Below are 17,345 nucleotides of genomic sequence, written 5' to 3'. Positions count from 1 at the left end.
AATCGTTTCTCGATGATTCTTCAGAATCGCATCGAGTATGTGGCAGACGCTCGCCAGTCCCGATTCGTGTCATAACCTAAAGATAAGGATAGACGATTCCACAGCAGGTTTCTTGTAGGTGGACGAAAAACGAGTTGAATTTGGTCGGGTTCCTGGAGCCCTGTGCTCGTTTCACGGGTGAGAGGCAAATGCCCCAAGAACTCTAAAGTAAAACCTTTTCCGATTTCTTTGCCCACAACCATGACGGGTTTGCCAGTGGGACTTATTTGAAAAAGTAGGAAGTCGAGTGCAAGTCCCTTTTCTATGGCGCGGGTTATCGGTGAGAGAATTCCGGGAGCGGCGGCATAGAGAACACCCGAAATTTCGCGTTCGATTCCACCTGTGACTGCACTTCCGAGAGCAGTGAATAGTTGTTCTTGCCCTAAAGCCGCCATGATTTGTTCACGTGTCAAACCCGGCGGGTCTGAAGAGGCATCAATTTGCAGTTCTCTTTGTTCAAAAAGGTCACCTGTTATGAGCAGGTTTATGCGATATCTTTGAACGCTCAATCCATCGAAGGCAAGGATTTGTGTGGTAGCGGGGAGGGTAACACGAAGAGAGGCTCCGGTTTCTCCTTGCCAAGTTCGTGCATAGGTGAAACTTGCGCTCCCTCCTCTTTCGAGGTTAACAGGCCCTGTCGGCAAAGAGATCTCTCCATCGTGCACGATGAATGTCGCTTCTGCGTGTGGCGCTTGTAGTGAACCACGCAAAGTTCCGAATCCGGAAAAGGTTGCATCCAAAGGTCCGCTTCTCAAGACCGATGGCTCAATGGTGATGTGTTCTAAGTTTAAATTCACTTCCACAGGAAATTGAATCGGCACACCAGGTGTTATTAGCCCAGTTCCCAGTAAAAGACTTCCCTGGGAGAAGCGCAGATGACCGAGTTCTCCTTGCGGATTCATGTCTTGCACCGTCATCTCTTCTAAAGAACCACGCAAATAAATGTTTTTCGCGTCGAGAATTCCGCTTACTACGGTTCCGTCGTCGAAACTTTGTCGGAAAGGTAAATTTTGTGCTTCGAAATACGTATCAGAAAGCAATGTGGCGGTTTCGATATCGTATCCACCTCGGAAAACAAACGAACCTTGAGTTTCTCCCCCCCCTTCGAGAATTAATCGTGCGATGGATTTTTCTCCGAAGTTCAATTCCGCTTTATCGAGCCGAAGCACGGTTTCGGATTCCATAAATTTCAATCGTTCCGCAACCGCTGCGAGATTACCTCGGATGTCGGGTTGTTCCAAAGTTCCGGTCACTTCTAAAGCCCCCCCTAAAAATGTCCCTTTCGTTACGCGCGTGTCCAAACCTCCGAAAAATGCGCTCAAATCGTTGAGGTCTCTTTGCGGTGCGTGAATCATAACGTGCATCGGCTCATCTTTAGGAAACTCGAATGGATATCTAAAAGGAATGGAAAGGTCGATCAATTCCGCGGCGAAACCACGCACGTAAAGTGCTCCTTTCTTTTCTATCGTCCCTTGTTCGGTTTGAATCGCACCTTCGCGTATGTAAAGGGCGTCAATATTCAACCCATCTGCCCCCAAATCTGCCCATTTCACTTCTCGACCGCTTATGGAAGCGAGGATTTCTGGAGTTCGAGTTTTTCCACTCACGCGAAACGGGATATATAAATTGCCGCTTAAATCAGAAAGTTCGGGAATCCAAAGGGCAAGCCAACTCAAATCGAGTTTTTCGATTTCCCCGTTCATGCTGATGTCTCCGTCCTCGACGAAATAATTTTCCTCGCCCGACATGCGCATGACTATAGGACCTTCTCTCCACTCCGCTTTGTGAACATCCCATCTTCCTCCGTTACGCGCGAGTTGTAGTTCGAATTCCCCCAAATCCTTCGGCTTCTCCTCGCCTGTCGCCAATTGATAACCGAGTTCGTTTCCTATAAGGGAGACCATCAAATTGGGATTGTCGAGTGTTCCGGCAACAACGGTTTGCGATGTGAGTTTTCCTCGAAGTTTTTTTAGTTCGAGATAGACATCGGGCGAAACGTTTTTCTTTAAATCCTCGGAAGCGACGCGAATTAAAGTCGCCACATCTGCGTTCAAAGCGCTAATTGTGCCGCTGATTTCTTCCGTATTCGGGCGGAAAAGTCCGTTTTCTAAAACGTAAAATCCTTGAATGTTTCCGAATTCCGCATTTGCCGTCCATTCTCCGTTGGCAAATTGCGCGTTTATGAACCCAGAACCTACTGGCTCTTCATTTACCGTGATATCCGAAAGGCGAGATTCGAACGAAGCCGTTTTCAATTCGCCATCTGCGAAAGAACCGGTAAAAGTCGCGGATATGCGTCCCTCGGGGATCGCCTCAGCAGTGAGGTAGTTCAAGAACACACTCGGAGAAAGGTTTTCTAACTTCGCAGTGAGGGCACCGGTTCCTTCTAATGGAAATTCTCCTGTCATCGTCAATGTACCGTCGTCGAGTTTTGCGAGAAATTCATCCAAGTGAATTCTTCGCCCTTCGTAACGCGCGATGAATTTAACGGACTCGATGGGGACTTTATCGGCGAAGATCTTCTCACCGGAAACGTTCGCAATCACAACGGGTTGTTCTAACTTTCCTCCCAAAGTCCATGTTCCTTTGAGTAAGCCGTGAATACGCTCGTCTGTTACGGCAGAGAGTCCAAAGTCTACGATTTCTCCCCCCCCTGATATCGTTTGAGTTTCGTCTAACTGCAATTGCGCATTTCCCCGCACCATCGTTACTCCGCTGCGAGCGACGAGATTTTCCAAAAGCAGACGCTTGTTCGAGTATTCGATTCGAGCAGAAGCGAAAGGAATCGAATAATCCGTTAGATTCATTTCATAGACTTCCATTAGGCCGGTTACGAGCGGCTCTTTGAAAGAGCCCAATAAACGCAAATCCACATAACTGGTGCCTTGCAGATCGAGCTTCGGAAGCATAGCGAGGTCGAGAGAATTCGCACGTATACGGAGGTCGAGTCCTTCTGTGGTGAGCGGTATCTTCCCCTTGGCTTGAATTATCCCAGAGGGTGCTTCAGCGTGGAATGCTTGAATTTCTATAGTGGAGCCGTCGAATAAGGCTCTCCCTTGGGCATCGAATTTTTCTTTTTTCTTGCTTCCGTTCTCCTCGAGCGCGACTGTGATATTTCCTTGTCCATTTATGACAGCTCTCGGTGAGTTCAAACTTCCGGTAAGAATCGCAGAAACATTTAAGTTTCCGTTAGAAAAATATTCTTTCGGGAACCAAGGCAATTGAGCGGCGTTGAGTGTGGTTGCTTCCAAAAAACCGAAAACAGTCGGGTTGTCCTCGATAGTGAAAGATAATTCGCCTTCGATAGGCGAACCGTAGCCATGTGCTACGAGTTTAGAGAGCCTAAGAATTTTTCCGTCGCTGGATACATTCGCTCGGAGTTGCTTTGTTCGATACTCTTTCCATCTCAGTGCCTCCGCTTCGGCATGTCCATTCCCTATAAGAGTTTCGTCCCACTGCAAAAAGCCCGTGAAATGCGCGTTTTGAAACTGCAAATCGGGCGGATAGCGCAAAGCTTTGAATAACTTTTTCAAAACAGTAGGAGAATCTACGCGTGTGCTTCCTTCGAATCGAAATGCAATGCGCGGAGAAAAGAAGAGCGCCCCGTAGGCATCGGCGGAAAATTTATCACCGTACACATTGAAATCGCCTAACAGCGAGCGCTCCGAAACATCTCCTTCGAATTCTGCGTTATCGAAAAAGAAATCGCCGATACGCAAATCTTTCGCAACGAGTTTCGTACTTCCGCGTAAGATGTTGTTCTCCCCCCCCCTCTGCCATCGTATCGTTCCGCTTACGAAGGCATCGCTTACCGACCATTTATCCCATGCCCCGTATTCGGCTAATTCAGGAAGCGAAGCGAGATATTCTCGCAATGTACCGACATCTAATCCCTCCGTGTATGCTTGGAAAGAAAGAAGCCCTTCTTCGTCTGCAGTAATGTCACCTGCGAGATTTCCGGTGCCTCGAATCGAAGCATCGAAGCTCGTGTCCCATGTATCCCCGAAACCGTTGATTGCACATTCGGAGATGGTTACGTTCCATGCATACGGTTTCGATAGCGTTTTATCTCGATAAATCGCTTTGCAATTCGTTATCTGAAAGACAAACGGGGTAGGGGGGGGCTTCACTTTGGGAGGTTTTGGAAAAAGCGTCTGAAGGTTCCACTTCGCCTTGCCTACTCTTTCGACGACGAGAGCGACATCGTTCACAGTGCCGTGCCATCTCCTCGGTGCAACCCATGGAAATGCGGCATACAAATCCAGTGTGCTCGCACGCGCAACCTCGTTTCCCGTCTCGTCGAATAATTTCAGGTCGACCGCCTTTATGAATCCTGTATAAAGGTTTAAATCCACCTTTTCTGCGAGCAAAGTGACGGTTCCCGCTTCTGCTTCGTAGGACATCCGAATCGAATAAAAGGGACCTTTCAACACTTCGAGAGAACGAAAGAGATAAGGCACCGCCCAAATGAGCAACGCAACCGTAGGAAGCGCTGTTAGTAAATAACCTAGAAGCTTTTTGTAATCAATCGCTTATGCCTCCAAGGATGCAAAGCGTTCTGCCATTACCTTTTTGCTGAATTCGATTGCGTTGTAAGAACTACGTATGAAGGGTCCGCTGGCTACGAATAAAAAGCCCATGTCTTCGCCGATTTTCTTATATTCTTCGAATACGCTCGGATGAACGAACGTGTTCACGGGGAGATGGCGCATCGTCGGTCTCAGATATTGTCCTATCGTTACAGCATCTACTCCTACGTTTCTAAGATCGCGAAGTGTTTCTATGACTTCTTCTCGGGTTTCTCCTAAACCCAACATGATGCCGGATTTGGTATAGATCTTCGGTGCGATTTCTTTCACTGTTTCGAGCACTCGCAAAGAACGTTCGTATTTCGCTTGCGGACGAACAATTACGTGTAATCGCTTGACGGTTTCGACATTGTGATTGTAGATTTCCGGTTTGGAATCGCAAACCGTTTGGATGCATTCTCTTTTTCCTTTGAAATCGGGTGTCAAAACTTCTACGATGGCATAGGGCAAACGTTCATGCAATGCGCTAACGGTTTTCGCGAATTGAGCACTTCCTTCGTCGGGAAGATCATCACGTGCGACACTCGTAACGACAATGTGTTTCAATCCCAATTCTTCTGCAACCTTTGCGACGTTGTCCGGTTCTTCTGGATCTATGGAAAGTGGTCTGCCTACTTTAATCGCGCAAAAGCCGCATGCGCGAGTACATGTGTCACCCAAAATCATGAAGGTCGCTATTTTTTGCGACCAACACTCCGGAAGGTTCGGGCATCGCGCGCTCTCGCAAACGGTATGCAAACGCGCCTTGCGCATCATTTGCTCGACCTCTTTAATCACATCTGGCCGAGGGATGCGAATTTTTAGCCACTCCGGAAGTCGTTGAACCATTGTCACAAATAGTAGCACGGGTGTTCTCACCGATGCTCGAAAAACCTGGAGAATTTATACGAATTCCGACAAACTTTGCTTTTTTAGGTAGGAACTCTGTTCTCCTGTTCTTTCGTTTTGGAAGGAGGTTTGCGTTTACGGACGCGATAGGTTGCGCATAATCCTGGTGCTTGCAAAAAAAGCATAAGAAACGCAAACACTTCCCGTGGGTGCTTTGGATTTTGGCAATCGTCACCCTGGCTGCTGTCTATGCGTTCTGGGTGCTTCCTCGTCAGTTGGGGCATCGTGAAATGCATATCGAATTCGTTCCCGAGGAGCGTTGAATCACGGTGAAAGTCGCAATAATCGGTTATGCTTTTTCTGGAAAAACTACACTTTTCCATGCCATTTCTGGGGGACACTTTCACGGGGATGTTTCTGCAGTAAAGGTTCCTGACTCGAGATTCGATGCGTTATGCGAAGATGTTCAACCCAAGAAGCGTACCTATGCGACTTTGGAGTTTTGGGACAACGCCGTGAAGGTTCCCGAAGCTGGTAGGGTGAAAAGCAGCGATTTTGCAGAGGCCGCAAGACGTTTCGATGCCTTCGTACATGTCGTTCGCGAATTCGACGATCCGTCCATTCCATTCCACGCTCCGCCTAACCCTGAAAGGGACGTCGATGCCATCGAAACGGAGATGATCGTAGCAGACTTGCAGATGATCGAGAATCGTTTAGAACGGTTAGCGAAAATTTCGAAAACCGACGCGGAACAATCTCATCATGCTTTGCTCGAAAAAGTAAAAAAATATTTGGAAAGTGGAACCGCGCTTCGCTCGACGGAATTGATGAAAGAGGAGGAATTTTTAGAGCATTACCAATTCATAACTGCAAAGCCGGTGATCATCGCAATGAACTGCGCGGAGGATGAAATCTTTAAAGAAAAAAGGTATTCGGGTTCGTTTCCCATCGTTCGTTTGTGCGCAAAATTGGAAAAGGAACTCATGGAAATGGAACCCGATGAAAGAAAATCGTTTATGGAAACGTATGGATTGAGGGAATTAGGTTCCGAAGTTCTCGTTCGAAAGACTTGCGATTCTTTAGGTTTGATTACTTTTTATACGACGGTGGGGAACGAGGCGAGGGCTTGGCTTTTGAAGAAAGGTTCGAATGCCCTAAAAGCCGCTGCGACGATACATACCGATATCGCTAAGGGTTTCATCCGCGCCGAAGTGATTCATTTCAGCGACTTCGAACGTCTCGGCAGCCTTAGAAAATGCCACGAAGAGCATGCAGTGAAGTTGGAAGGAAAAGATTATATCGTTCAGGACGGAGACATACTGAATATAAGACATAAGATATGAATTCCTAAGGAACATGACTCCCATCATCCTTGGAATGAAAATAGTTTTTTCGAATGGCGACTACAACTAAAGACCCGGTAATTTTTATGTTATCATGTCTGGCATGGAAACTACGGCGAAGGGCATAAATGCTCGCAAGTATCTTACAGAATGGTTGAAAATCGTGACTTCTATGGCAACCGCCGACATCCGGGCGATTCCTGAAGACAAATGGACGTCGACTTTCGGTGGTCGCACGCGACCGGCGAATTTGCTCGCAGCCGACGCACTCGAACTCATGTATTGGACTGCGGAAACGCTGAAAGGGAATTCTCCACCGCCTAGCGATGACGATTCCCTGAAAGTATTGGCAGAGCGAATCGCAAATCGCGAAGATGCAATTTCTACGTTGGAAAGCGCTAGCGAAGAACTCGTAACAGCGATCAACGAAGCAAGCGATGAGACTTTGAGCAAAGTCGTGAGAGCACCGTGGGGTCAAGAGGCTCCGCTTTTCATGATTGCCCAAATCGCGGTCAGCCATATTTGGTATCACGACGGTCAATTCAACTACATCCATTGCCTCCTCGGAGATGATAAAATTTACTGGGGGGGCTAAAGTAGTAACTTTAGGATGAATGCGCTTCAGAATGCGAGAATAAAATAACAGACACTTTTTAGTTCCGTCTCCTTAGAGGTTCTCCCTGCTTCGCAAAGAGAACAACCTGTAAACTAGTACGGATTGAAACATGAGGGAAGAGAAACAATGAGTCCCGAAAAATTCGACCAAGAAAAGATGGACCAAGCCGCATCGAAGGCAGCAGAAGAACTACGACAAGCACTTGAGCACGCTGAGCTCTTACCCGGCATAAAATACGTCTCCAAATGGTTCGATGATTGGTATCTCACTGCTGGATATAAACGCTTAGCCAGAGCTTTGCGAAACCTCGTAGCAGAAAAGGAATAGATTGCGTTAGTATTGCGTGTTTAATGAAACGCGCATTGCGTTTCACTTTTCAGAACAATTCGACCTGTCTTTTTGGCGCGGTCTTTCCCAAGATTCGATACGCCGCTTCGCCAGCCACACGACCGCGAGAAGTCCGTTGCAGAAAACCTTGTTGCAAAAGATAAGGCTCGTACATCTCCTCGATAGTTCCTGAATCTTCAGAGACTGCGGCGGCGATAGATTCGACGCCAACCGGTCCACCTCCGAATTGCTCGATGATGCAGGTGAGAATCTGTCGGTCCATTCTATCGAGCCCGTTTTCGTCAATTTCGAGTTGTTCGAGACCATAACGCGCGGTTTCGACATCGATAGAGGAAACGTTCCTGTGATGTGCGAAATCGCGAATCCTTTTCAATAAACGATTGGCAACACGTGGGGTGCCTCTACTGCGCGTCGCAATTTCTCGGGATGCCTCTTTAGAAATCGAGTAACCTAAAATCTTTGCAGAGCGATTTACGATCGTTTCGAGCGACGCAATATCGTAAAACTCGAAATCGTGCACGATTCCGAATCTATCGCGCAAAGGACCGGTGAGCAATCCTGCGCGTGTTGTCGCCCCCACCAATGTGAATCGAGTGAGGTCTAATCGGATGCTGCGTGCGCCTGGACCTTTTCCGATAACGATATCCAATTTGAAATCCTCCATCGCAGGATAAAGGATTTCTTCGACGGGACGACTCAAGCGGTGAATTTCGTCAATGAAGAGCACGGTGCCTTCTTCTAAATTCGTGAGAATCGCCGCGAGGTCACCAGGTCTTTCGATAGCAGGTCCAGATGTAACCCGTATTGGCGCATTCATCTCGTATGCGATGATGTGCGCAAGCGTAGTTTTTCCTAACCCCGGTGCACCTTTTAAGAGAACGTGGTCGAGAGGCTCTTTGCGTGATTTCGCTGCTTCGATGAAGACGCGCAAATTCGATTTGATTTTTTCCTGACCGATGAATTGGTTCAGTTTTTTCGGACGGAGGGTCAAATCCCACTCGAGGTCCGATTCTTGGATTTCCGGAGACAAAGTTCTTTCTTCGGTTGGAGGATTCATGTTCGTAATAGCGTTATCTCCTACTTCTTAGAATGGCATTATTTTTTCGTTGCTGCGTGTCGCAATGCGATGGGCAGGAGAATTTTCGCATCGGTTTCTTTCGTTTCTTGTCGAGCGGCACGAGCGGCTCGCTCCGCTTCCGCACGTTTGTGTCCCAAAGCCACGAGCGCTTCTACGACATCATCGGAAACAGGAGTTCGAGGTTTTCCGATTTTGCCGAGAAGGGACTCCTCGCGGATTTTGTCGGCAAGTTCGAGTTTGATTCTTTCTGCGAGTTTTGCGCCGAGACCCGGAGCGCGCGTGAGCGTTTTCCAATCGTCTTGCAATATCGCAGAGATGATGCCCTCTTCGCCCAAGTTTCCGAGAAGCGAGAGGGCTAATTTCGGCCCCATTCCGTTGACCAAAAGAAGCAACTCGAAGAGTCGTCTTTCGCTGGCGGTTTCGAAACCATATAGTGCGATTTCGTTTTCACGTACAATCTGCTTCGTGAAAAGATCCACGGGCATTCCGACATCAGGAAGAGAGGATTGACAGCGTTCGGTTACGAAGACCTGATAGCCGACCCCCCCCGCGAAGATGACGACATACCCTTGTCCTTTTTCTGCTATTTCTCCTGTCAATCGCGCAATCATGATTTGGTTTTTCTCGGGCGCACGAGTTCGAAATCGTTTTCCAGACGTTTATATTCGAATGGCAAACCGTTGACCGGACTTATTGCATTTTCTCCGAAAGTTTGCAAGGAATCCGGCAATTCCATGCTCAATAGACGAATCGAAAGGGCTAAGAGTCGGAAATTTTCTTGACGGATTGCATCGAGGTCTTTTGCATTAATCAGCCATGGTTTAAGGCGCCATAAATAAAGCGATGCGATGAGATGGGATTTCGGATCTAAATCGAGGTTGGGAGTGGGTTTTCCTTTCAGTGCTGCTGCAAGCGTTTCTTCGACTCTTCTATAGGCGAGAGATGCGCCTTGCGCAAGAAGTGCGGGGGGGAGACTCTCGGATTTCTTGCTGGTTTTCTTTGCAAATGCACGAAGCATTTTTTCTGTGTCTGGATTGAGACGATTTTCTGCGGATAGGAACTCTTTAATTTTCGAAAGAAATTGCGCGACGCTCACGGGTTGTTTCGAGTGGGCGAGGGTGTCTTTCCATTTTCGAAGGCGGGCTTTTTCATTTTGGAAAGTGCTTTCGATAGGCGCGGGAGAATTCGCTACTTCTTCGATTGTGTTCAATAGGTGCTCGGTCATACTTGCATCCAGTTGCGAAGAAACGGTTTTAACACCGGAGATAAGCACATCTGTTATTGCAGAAGCAGCGAGTGCGCTTGCGATAGATTCCGATGCGACATAGTCAGCGTAATGAAAAGCCGCTCGAAGAGCTGCAGCGGCTCTTTTTGCGTCATTGCGGTCAATTGCATCTGCGAGTTCTACTGCAAGAACTCGACTGAGAACGAGGATTTCTTCTGTGCGGTTCGGGGGAACGAGATTAGGGGGGGGAACGAAAGTGCTTGTTTCTGCCTGTGGAAGCATAAGAAGAGCCTGGAGGCATTTTTTCGTTGCGAGCAAAAATGTCGTTCTGTCTTCACGAGTAGACTTTGCGTTAAGGGGGGGTTCGGGGATTCCTGAAACTTGAAGACTTTGCAGGGCTTCATTAACTAGTTCGTTCGCCGTATGTGTGATTTTATGGGGGGGCTCAGGCGGTTGAGCCGACGCGCCATCCGGCAGGACTGTTTTATTAGGATTGCAACCCGAAGCGAGCAACAACCCTAAAGGGAATATCCATATGAAAATTTTATTTCGAGTGCTCATGCAGTTCTCGTTGTCTTCTGCATTTCATCGTTTGTAGTTCGACGAACTATTTAGTTTCCTGTTTGCAATTGTGGAAACTAAAACTCGTTAAACCTCGTAGCGTGGCTTTTTGAGCCAATCTTTGGGGATCGGTTTTCGTCCTGCCACTACTGCAGCGAAGTCGGGGCTTTTGAGGGCTTTTGTACTCACCTTTAATCGTATACGACCGTTGGGAGTTTGGATGGAAACCATCTGGAGGTTCGGCAGTTGCGTGCGATTTTTCTTCGGCGCGCGATACTTCCACTGCCCCGAGTGGCGGTGCCGAATATGTTTGGCGCTGTTGCCTTTTTTGCCGCTAACCTGACAGATTTTTGCCATTAGCCTAAGATAAGTGACTTTACCCAAAGGAGTGGGGAATCTGCAAGGTAAGATTCCTCATATGCCTCGAAGGGTCGTGCTCTTGGACCCCAAGATGGTGAACCAAATCGCTGCTGGGGAAGTCGTCGAACGACCGGCGAGCGTAATCAAAGAACTTATCGAAAACTCCTTAGATGCTCAGGCGACACGCATCGAAATTCAAATCTCCGAATCCGGAAAGAAAAGCATTATCGTATCGGACAACGGAGAGGGAATGTGTTCCGAGGACGCTGAGCAAGCGTTAGAAAGACACGCAACCAGCAAGATTCGATCTTCCTCAGACCTTCAGCGAGTCAGCACTTTGGGCTTTCGAGGGGAAGCCCTTCCGAGCATCGCTTCGGTTTCGAAGATGACGTTGAGCACAGGCGAGGGTGATGGCAGCCGATTCCGCTTGGTCGTGGAATACGGTGAAAAGAAACTATCGGAATTTATTTCCGGACCGAGGGGTACGGAAATCTGTGTCGAAGGTCTTTTCCAAAACACCCCTGCCCGTTTGAAATTTTTGAAATCCGATTTGGCGGAGATGCAGGCGAGTCACGACGTGGTCATACGCTATATGATGGCGCACCCCTATGTCGCGTTTCGTTTTTGTGTAGACAACCAAGTGGTATTACGAACCGATGGATCGGGTGATTTACTCAACGTTCTTATAGAAGTTTTGGGATTAGAACTTACGAAGACTTTAGCGGAAGTGGACACGGTGTTTTCCGGCATGCGCATACGAGGGTTCGTTAGCCCCCCCCATGTCAATCGTCCGACTCGCGCGCAACAATGGGTGTTCGTAAATGGCCGTCCTGTTCGTTCGAAGGTGCTTTATGCAGCGATCGATGCGGCATACCGGAGTTTGACACCGGAAAAAAGATATGCCATATGCGTTTTGTCTATGGATGTCGACCCTGCGGGGATAGATGTCAACGTGAGTCCGACGAAAAGTGAAATCAAATTTCAAAACGAAGGTATGGTTTTCGATGCGATACGGTTGGCGATTAAGACGGGATTGGAAAGCCACGGGCTCATGCCTTCCGCAGCCCCGGTAGTGAGTGTTCCTTCTTTTGTTCATGCCGGTGAATTTCAGTCTTCGGGGGGGGATAATGACTCTTTGCCGAAGGATTTATTTGCGACGACTACGTATAGCCCAGAGATGTCGCAAAGGTTTCCCTTTATCGAATTGCTGGATGATTTGCGGGTTTTGGGTCAAATTGCAGCAACGTTCATCGTCGCTTCGACTCGGAAAGGATTAGTAGTGATTGATCAACACGTAGCCCACGAGCGCGTTTTGTACGAGGTGCTTTGCGGGTTGAAAGGGGGGGGAGCGATAGAGACACAGTCCTTGGTTACCCCCGAGAGCGTCGAATTCGATAGAAGTGTTTCCTTGACGCTCACCGAACGTTTGGAAGAGTTGGCGAGTGTCGGGTTTCGTTTAGAACCTTTCGGGAAAACGAATTTTTTGATTCGCAGCGTGCCTGCAGTCGTGGCGAATAAAGATTATCGCAGGATTTTGCAGGAAGTGGTGGAGGAAATTGCATCGAACGGACATGCGAAAGTGAAAGACGCGCGCCATAAAATTTGGATAACGAGTGCTTGCCGTATGGCGGTGAAAGCGGGAGATCTGTTGCAACTCGCGGAGATGGAGCAATTGATTCGCGACCTTGCGGAGACCGAGAATCCATATCTTTGCCCGCATGGAAGACCGATTACCCTAACCTTGACGCTCGATGAATTAATGCGAAGATTCGGGAGAGCATAGAATTTCGAACGTAAGTAGAAAATAATAACTCGACATTAGACAGTGAAGATTTTAGGAATAGACTTAGGATACGGAAGAGTGGGTTATGCGCTCGTTAGTGAAAACAGCGCGAATCTCAGTGTTATCAGTTACGGAGTTATCGAAACCGACTCCAAATGCCGGTTGCCGGAGAGATTGATCCGAATCCAAGGAGAAATCCGTGCAATCATCGAAAAGTTTCATCCCGATGCGGTAGCGACTGAGAAACTATTCTTCGGCGCGAATCGAAAGACAGCGCTGGATGTTGCGAAGGCACAGGGGGTGATTTTGGCTTGTTGCGCGGAGGCGGGTTTGGAGTGGTTCGAGTATTCCCCAGCCGAAGTGAAAACGAGCGTAACGGGCAATGGAAACGCACCGAAAAAACAAGTGGCTTTTATGGTCGAGCGCATTCTCGCTTTACGGGAAAAATCTCTTTCCGATGACATCACGGATGCGATGGCGGTTGCGATTTGTCATATTCACCGCAATCGGTTGAACTGTTTGTAGGAACGAAGCAACCCTCAGATTCGAATAATTATCTTGGGTATGCTTCACAAGTTCTCTTGACAAAATGGAGGTTTTTCCTTGTCTCAAGAAAGGTTAATGAAAGTCGAAAAAATCGCCGTAATCGGAGCCGGAACAATGGGGGGTGGCATTGCAGCACATGCTGCAAATCTGGGATTCGAAGTTCTTCTGTATGACATCACGCAGGATGTTGCAAGGCAAGGATTAGAACGAACGCAAGGGGCAAGACCTCCTCATTTTTATGATCATGAGAGTTTGGAAAGGGTCACCGTGTGTGGGATGGATTCGGATTTGGCTCGTCTTCGTGAGGCGGATTGGGTGTGCGAAGCGATCGTGGAGGATATGCGAGCGAAACGAGAACTCTATAACAACATCGAGAGGGTTTTGCGAGAAAATGCCATGGTGTCCACGAACACGAGTGGATTGGAGATTCGTGAGTTGGCGCAGGGATGGAGTGAACCCGTTCGAAGACGTTTTCTCGGAACACATTTTTTCAATCCCCCCCGCTATTTGAAATTAGTCGAATTGATTCCTACAGAAGAGACCGATCCTGAAATCGTCGAACTTTTCACGGAATTTTTAGAAGATAGATTCGGGAAACGCGTGGTGCGGGCGAAAGATACACCTGGATTTATTTCGAATCGTTTCGGAATGTGGGTTTTATTTCAAGCGATTCATGTAACGGAGAAGTTGGGATTTCCTATCGAAGTCGTCGAAGCGATTGCGGGTCCTTTCATGGGAAGGCCCAAAACGGCGGTGTTTCGATTGTGCGATCTAATCGGTTTAGATGTGATGCAAAACATCGCAAACCACCTTCTCGAGCGTTGTAAAACAGATCCGAAGATTTCGATATTGCAGATGCCTTCTTCTTTGGCATATCTCATCGAGTCGGGGCGTTTAGGCACGAAAGTGGGCAGAGGTTATTATCAACGTGAAGGTTCGGAATTTTTCGTACTCGATTTCAATACGAAAGCCTACCGGGCGCAGCTTCCTCCTGAAATTCCAAGTTTAGAAGAATTAGCGAAACTTCCGATAGGAGAACGATTGCGGAAAGGGTTGGAACTACGAGACGAAGTTGGTGATTTTTTGCGATTGCATTTAGTACCCGCTTTGGAATACGCAGTCGAGATTGGGGGGGAAATCAGCCGCAATGTAGAGGATTTCGACCGGGTGATGAAATGGGGATGGGGTTGGGAGTTAGGTCCTTTCGAGTTGATTGATGAGATCGGCTTGGATTCTTTGGAAAAATTTTGGGAGAAACCTGTTTTGCGCGAAAAGACTCCTTTTTATACCGATGGCAAATGTTACAATTTTCAATTAGCGATCCATACAGAACGCGATAGAAATCCCAAATTCGCGAGCATGAGCGACTTTCCGGTGATTCGCGCGGGAGACGGATGGATAATTCGTGAGGATGGCACGGGGGGGTTCTTGTTCGAATTCGCTACGAAGATGAACGTTATCACTCCGGAAATCGTGCGAGCGATTATCGAGTGGATTGAAACGCATCCGGATTCTCACTTGACTTTGGTGAACGAAGGAAGAGCGTTCTCCGCCGGTTACGATTTGAGGTTTTTCTTGCGCGCTGCAGAGGAGAAGCGTTTTTCCGAAGTCGAGCAGGCACTGCGCGATTTGCAGAGAGCGGGGGATTTGCTACGAAAATGTCCCTCGGCAGCAGGTTTGCACGATTACTCCTTCGGTGGAGGACTCGAGATGGCGATGCATTGCCGTATGGTCGTTTCGACACCGGAAGCCATTCTTTCCTTGCCGGAAGTTTCCGTAGGATTAGTTCCAGCAGGGGGGGGATGCACTTTGTTGAGGGAACGGACGCAAGGAGATGCGAAAGCGATGTGCCGAGCAGCATTATCCGTAGCCTTATCGAAACGCTTCCATGGATACGAAGGTTTGAAAAGTTTCTTTCTTCGTGAAAGAGATGTAGTTATCGCGAATCCGGATGAATTGATTTATCGCTCCATTCACAGTCCCCGAGTGGAAGAACCTAAAAAGGAATGGGTGCCAACCCCCCCAATGCTTTCGGCGATGATCGATGGAGAAAGTGAGAAGGCGAGACAAAACGGAGAATTGGGGGACTACGGTGCGATGCTGGCGGACGAAGTGAAATATATTTTCGTGAAATCCAAATCGCGCGAGGATTGCTTGGAGCGAGAAAGAGAAACCTTTTTGCGTTTGTTGGGAAAACCTCTTACCATAATGCGAATCAAGCACATGTTGGAAACCGGTAAGCCGTTGCATAATTAACAGCAAGATGAAGATTCTCGTGCCTATCAAACGCGTTCCCGACGCTTTTGCGAAAGTGCGATTGAAAGCCGATGGCTCGGGAATCGAAGAAACGGGTTTGAAATTCGACATCAATCCTTTCGACGAAATCGCGATGGAGGAAGCGGTTCGAATAAAAGAAAAAAGAGGTTGCGAAATCATCGCGGTTTCTATCGGTGCTTCGATTTGCGAAGAACAGTTACGAAAGGCATTGGCGATGGGGGCGGACAGGGGGATTTTAATCGAAACGGAGGCGAAATACGATTCTTTTGACATCGCCAGGACACTGTTTCAAGTTGTACAACGAGAGAAACCGGATTTGGTTCTTATGGGAAAACAGGCAATCGATGACGACAGCAATCAGGTGGGGCAGATGTTGGCGGCGATGCTCGATTATCCGCAGGCGACATTTGCGAGCGAGGTCGTTTTAGAAAACGGAACAGCGAAAGCAACACGCGAGACGGATACCGGACAAGAAGTTCTCGAATTTCCTTTGCCGGCGGTGATTACTGCCGATTTGCGGTTGAACGAGCCTCGTTACGTGCCGCTGCCTGGAATTATTAAAGCGCGTTCCAAGCCGATAGAAAAAATTCCGCTTTCAGAACTCGGAGTAGAAATGAGATGTAGCGTAAGAGTTATAGAAATGCGTGAAGCACCCCCCCGTAAGGCGGGTCGTAAAGTGGAGAACGTAGACGAACTCCTCAGGCTTTTACGCGAAGAAGCAGGAGTGATTTAGATTTCGAAATGGCGAAACTATTGCTTATCGCAGAAAATCCAAGCGAAGCGGCCCCTCTGGCTGCGTTTGCGCAACGCTACGGTCAACCTTTCGATTTGCTTTTGTTGATGGGCGAGCCGAAAGAAGGCTACCAAGAAGAAACGTGCTTCTGTGCAGAACTCGAGGATGTTCCCCCCTCCGAGGTCCTCGTTCGCGGATTGACGGAATTAGCGAGGAAGTATCCCGTAATCGCAGGTCTCTCGACTATGTTCGGAAAGGACTTTCTACCGCGTTTAAGCGGCGCATTAGTCCGTCCGATGGTGAGCGACGTGATGGAGATTCATGAAAGTCGTGAATTCACTCGCCCGATGTTTGCAGGAAATATTTTAGCGAGGGTGCACGTGGATTCCGATGAATTTGTAGTGAGCGTGCGTTCCACGGCATTCCGAAATCCCGAGCGAACGGAGAGTGTTCGGAAAGAGCGCATTTCTTTGAATTGCGAAGGTGTGACGAAACGGATTTCTAAGAGTGCGCCAAAATCGGGGCGCCCTGATTTGACGCAGGCACGCGTCGTCGTTTCGGGGGGGCGCCCTTTGAAAGATGCTGCGACTTTCGAATTGCTCATCGGCGGCTTGGCAGATGCTCTCGGGGGGGCTGCTGGAGCGACGCGCGCAGCAGTGGACAGCGGTATCGCTCCGAACGAACTGCAAGTAGGTCAAACGGGAAAAATCGTCGCCCCGGAACTTTATATTGCGGTTGGAATCAGCGGAAGCACCCAGCATTTAGCGGGGATGAAAGACAGCAAAGTTATCGTGGCGATTAACATAGACCCGGATGCACCGATTTTTCAGGTTGCGGATTACGGATTGGTGGAAGACTTATATGTCGCCGTTCCCAAGATGATCGAGAAATTGAAAGACTTCAAAGGCAAAACTTAGAGAAACTGAGAAGTAACTTATATACGTAAACGAGGGTTAAACTAACGAAGGTGAATGAGAATTACAAAACAGAGTTAGGGAGCAAGGATTTTTTATACCTCA

At 48.2% G+C, this 17,345-nt stretch carries 15 protein-coding genes; 9 read left to right on the top strand and 6 right to left on the bottom strand.

From position 1 onward, the window contains the following. Positions 1 to 20: 20 nt before the first annotated feature. Positions 21 to 4,514: a hypothetical protein gene (locus VNK96_03185; protein HWP30717.1), complete on the bottom strand. Its 4,494-nt coding sequence runs from the start codon at positions 4,512 to 4,514 to the stop codon at positions 21 to 23. 57 nt (positions 4,515 to 4,571) lie between these two features. Further along, positions 4,572 to 5,456, bottom strand: coding sequence for a lipoyl synthase (lipA, locus tag VNK96_03180; GenBank protein ID HWP30716.1), 885 nt, complete (start codon positions 5,454 to 5,456; stop codon positions 4,572 to 4,574). A 170-nt stretch (positions 5,457 to 5,626) separates the two neighbouring features. On the opposite strand from lipA, the gene VNK96_03175 reads away from it, so the two are divergent. The 4 genes from VNK96_03175 (at position 5,627) to VNK96_03160 (ending at position 7,742) form a co-directional block, all read left to right on the top strand. Next, on the top strand, positions 5,627 to 5,779 hold the full coding sequence (locus VNK96_03175; GenBank protein ID HWP30715.1) for a hypothetical protein: 153 nt from the start codon (positions 5,627 to 5,629) through the stop codon (positions 5,777 to 5,779). Between the two features lie 6 nt (positions 5,780 to 5,785). Further along, entirely contained in the window at positions 5,786 to 6,799 is a 1,014-nt protein-coding gene (locus VNK96_03170; protein ID HWP30714.1) for a DUF933 domain-containing protein, read from the top strand. A 94-nt stretch (positions 6,800 to 6,893) separates the two neighbouring features. Then, positions 6,894 to 7,394: a hypothetical protein gene (locus tag VNK96_03165; GenBank protein ID HWP30713.1), complete on the top strand. Its 501-nt coding sequence runs from the start codon at positions 6,894 to 6,896 to the stop codon at positions 7,392 to 7,394. A gap of 147 nt (positions 7,395 to 7,541) precedes the next feature. Beyond that, positions 7,542 to 7,742 (top strand): hypothetical protein, encoded by a 201-nt coding sequence (locus tag VNK96_03160; protein ID HWP30712.1) that lies wholly within the window; start codon positions 7,542 to 7,544, stop codon positions 7,740 to 7,742. Positions 7,743 to 7,791: 49 nt separating this feature from the next. On the opposite strand, the gene ruvB is transcribed toward VNK96_03160, so the two are convergent. From ruvB to VNK96_03140, 4 genes are all read right to left on the bottom strand, one after another. Continuing rightward, positions 7,792 to 8,820 (bottom strand): Holliday junction branch migration DNA helicase RuvB, encoded by a 1,029-nt coding sequence (gene ruvB / locus VNK96_03155; protein HWP30711.1) that lies wholly within the window; start codon positions 8,818 to 8,820, stop codon positions 7,792 to 7,794. 38 nt (positions 8,821 to 8,858) lie between these two features. Further along, on the bottom strand, positions 8,859 to 9,452 hold the full coding sequence (gene ruvA / locus VNK96_03150; protein ID HWP30710.1) for a Holliday junction branch migration protein RuvA: 594 nt from the start codon (positions 9,450 to 9,452) through the stop codon (positions 8,859 to 8,861). After that, positions 9,449 to 10,627, bottom strand: a complete 1,179-nt coding sequence (locus VNK96_03145) for a hypothetical protein (protein HWP30709.1) — start codon at positions 10,625 to 10,627, stop codon at positions 9,449 to 9,451. Before VNK96_03145 ends, ruvA begins: the two co-directional genes overlap by 4 nt. An 87-nt stretch (positions 10,628 to 10,714) precedes the next feature. Beyond that, positions 10,715 to 10,984: a L28 family ribosomal protein gene (locus VNK96_03140; GenBank protein HWP30708.1), complete on the bottom strand. Its 270-nt coding sequence runs from the start codon at positions 10,982 to 10,984 to the stop codon at positions 10,715 to 10,717. A 13-nt stretch (positions 10,985 to 10,997) separates the two neighbouring features. Between VNK96_03140 and mutL the strand changes: the two genes are divergently transcribed. From mutL to VNK96_03115, 5 genes are all read left to right on the top strand, one after another. After that, positions 10,998 to 12,770 (top strand): DNA mismatch repair endonuclease MutL, encoded by a 1,773-nt coding sequence (gene mutL / locus VNK96_03135; GenBank protein ID HWP30707.1) that lies wholly within the window; start codon positions 10,998 to 11,000, stop codon positions 12,768 to 12,770. Positions 12,771 to 12,812: 42 nt separating this feature from the next. Then, positions 12,813 to 13,295, top strand: a complete 483-nt coding sequence (gene ruvC / locus VNK96_03130) for a crossover junction endodeoxyribonuclease RuvC (GenBank protein ID HWP30706.1) — start codon at positions 12,813 to 12,815, stop codon at positions 13,293 to 13,295. Between the two features lie 96 nt (positions 13,296 to 13,391). Then, positions 13,392 to 15,572 (top strand): 3-hydroxyacyl-CoA dehydrogenase NAD-binding domain-containing protein, encoded by a 2,181-nt coding sequence (locus VNK96_03125; protein HWP30705.1) that lies wholly within the window; start codon positions 13,392 to 13,394, stop codon positions 15,570 to 15,572. Between the two features lie 7 nt (positions 15,573 to 15,579). After that, positions 15,580 to 16,326 (top strand): electron transfer flavoprotein subunit beta/FixA family protein, encoded by a 747-nt coding sequence (locus VNK96_03120; protein ID HWP30704.1) that lies wholly within the window; start codon positions 15,580 to 15,582, stop codon positions 16,324 to 16,326. An 8-nt stretch (positions 16,327 to 16,334) separates the two neighbouring features. Next, the gene (locus VNK96_03115; protein ID HWP30703.1) at positions 16,335 to 17,243 is read left to right on the top strand and encodes an FAD-binding protein; all 909 of its coding nucleotides are present in this window, start codon (positions 16,335 to 16,337) and stop codon (positions 17,241 to 17,243) included. Positions 17,244 to 17,345 lie beyond the last annotated feature (102 nt).

The sequence above is a fragment of the Fimbriimonadales bacterium genome (assembly GCA_035559795.1).
Lineage (GTDB): Bacteria > Armatimonadota > Fimbriimonadia > Fimbriimonadales > ATM1 > DATMAR01.
The sequence above is the reverse complement of the archived record's forward strand: the minus strand, read 5'-3'. Positions and strand labels throughout refer to the sequence as shown.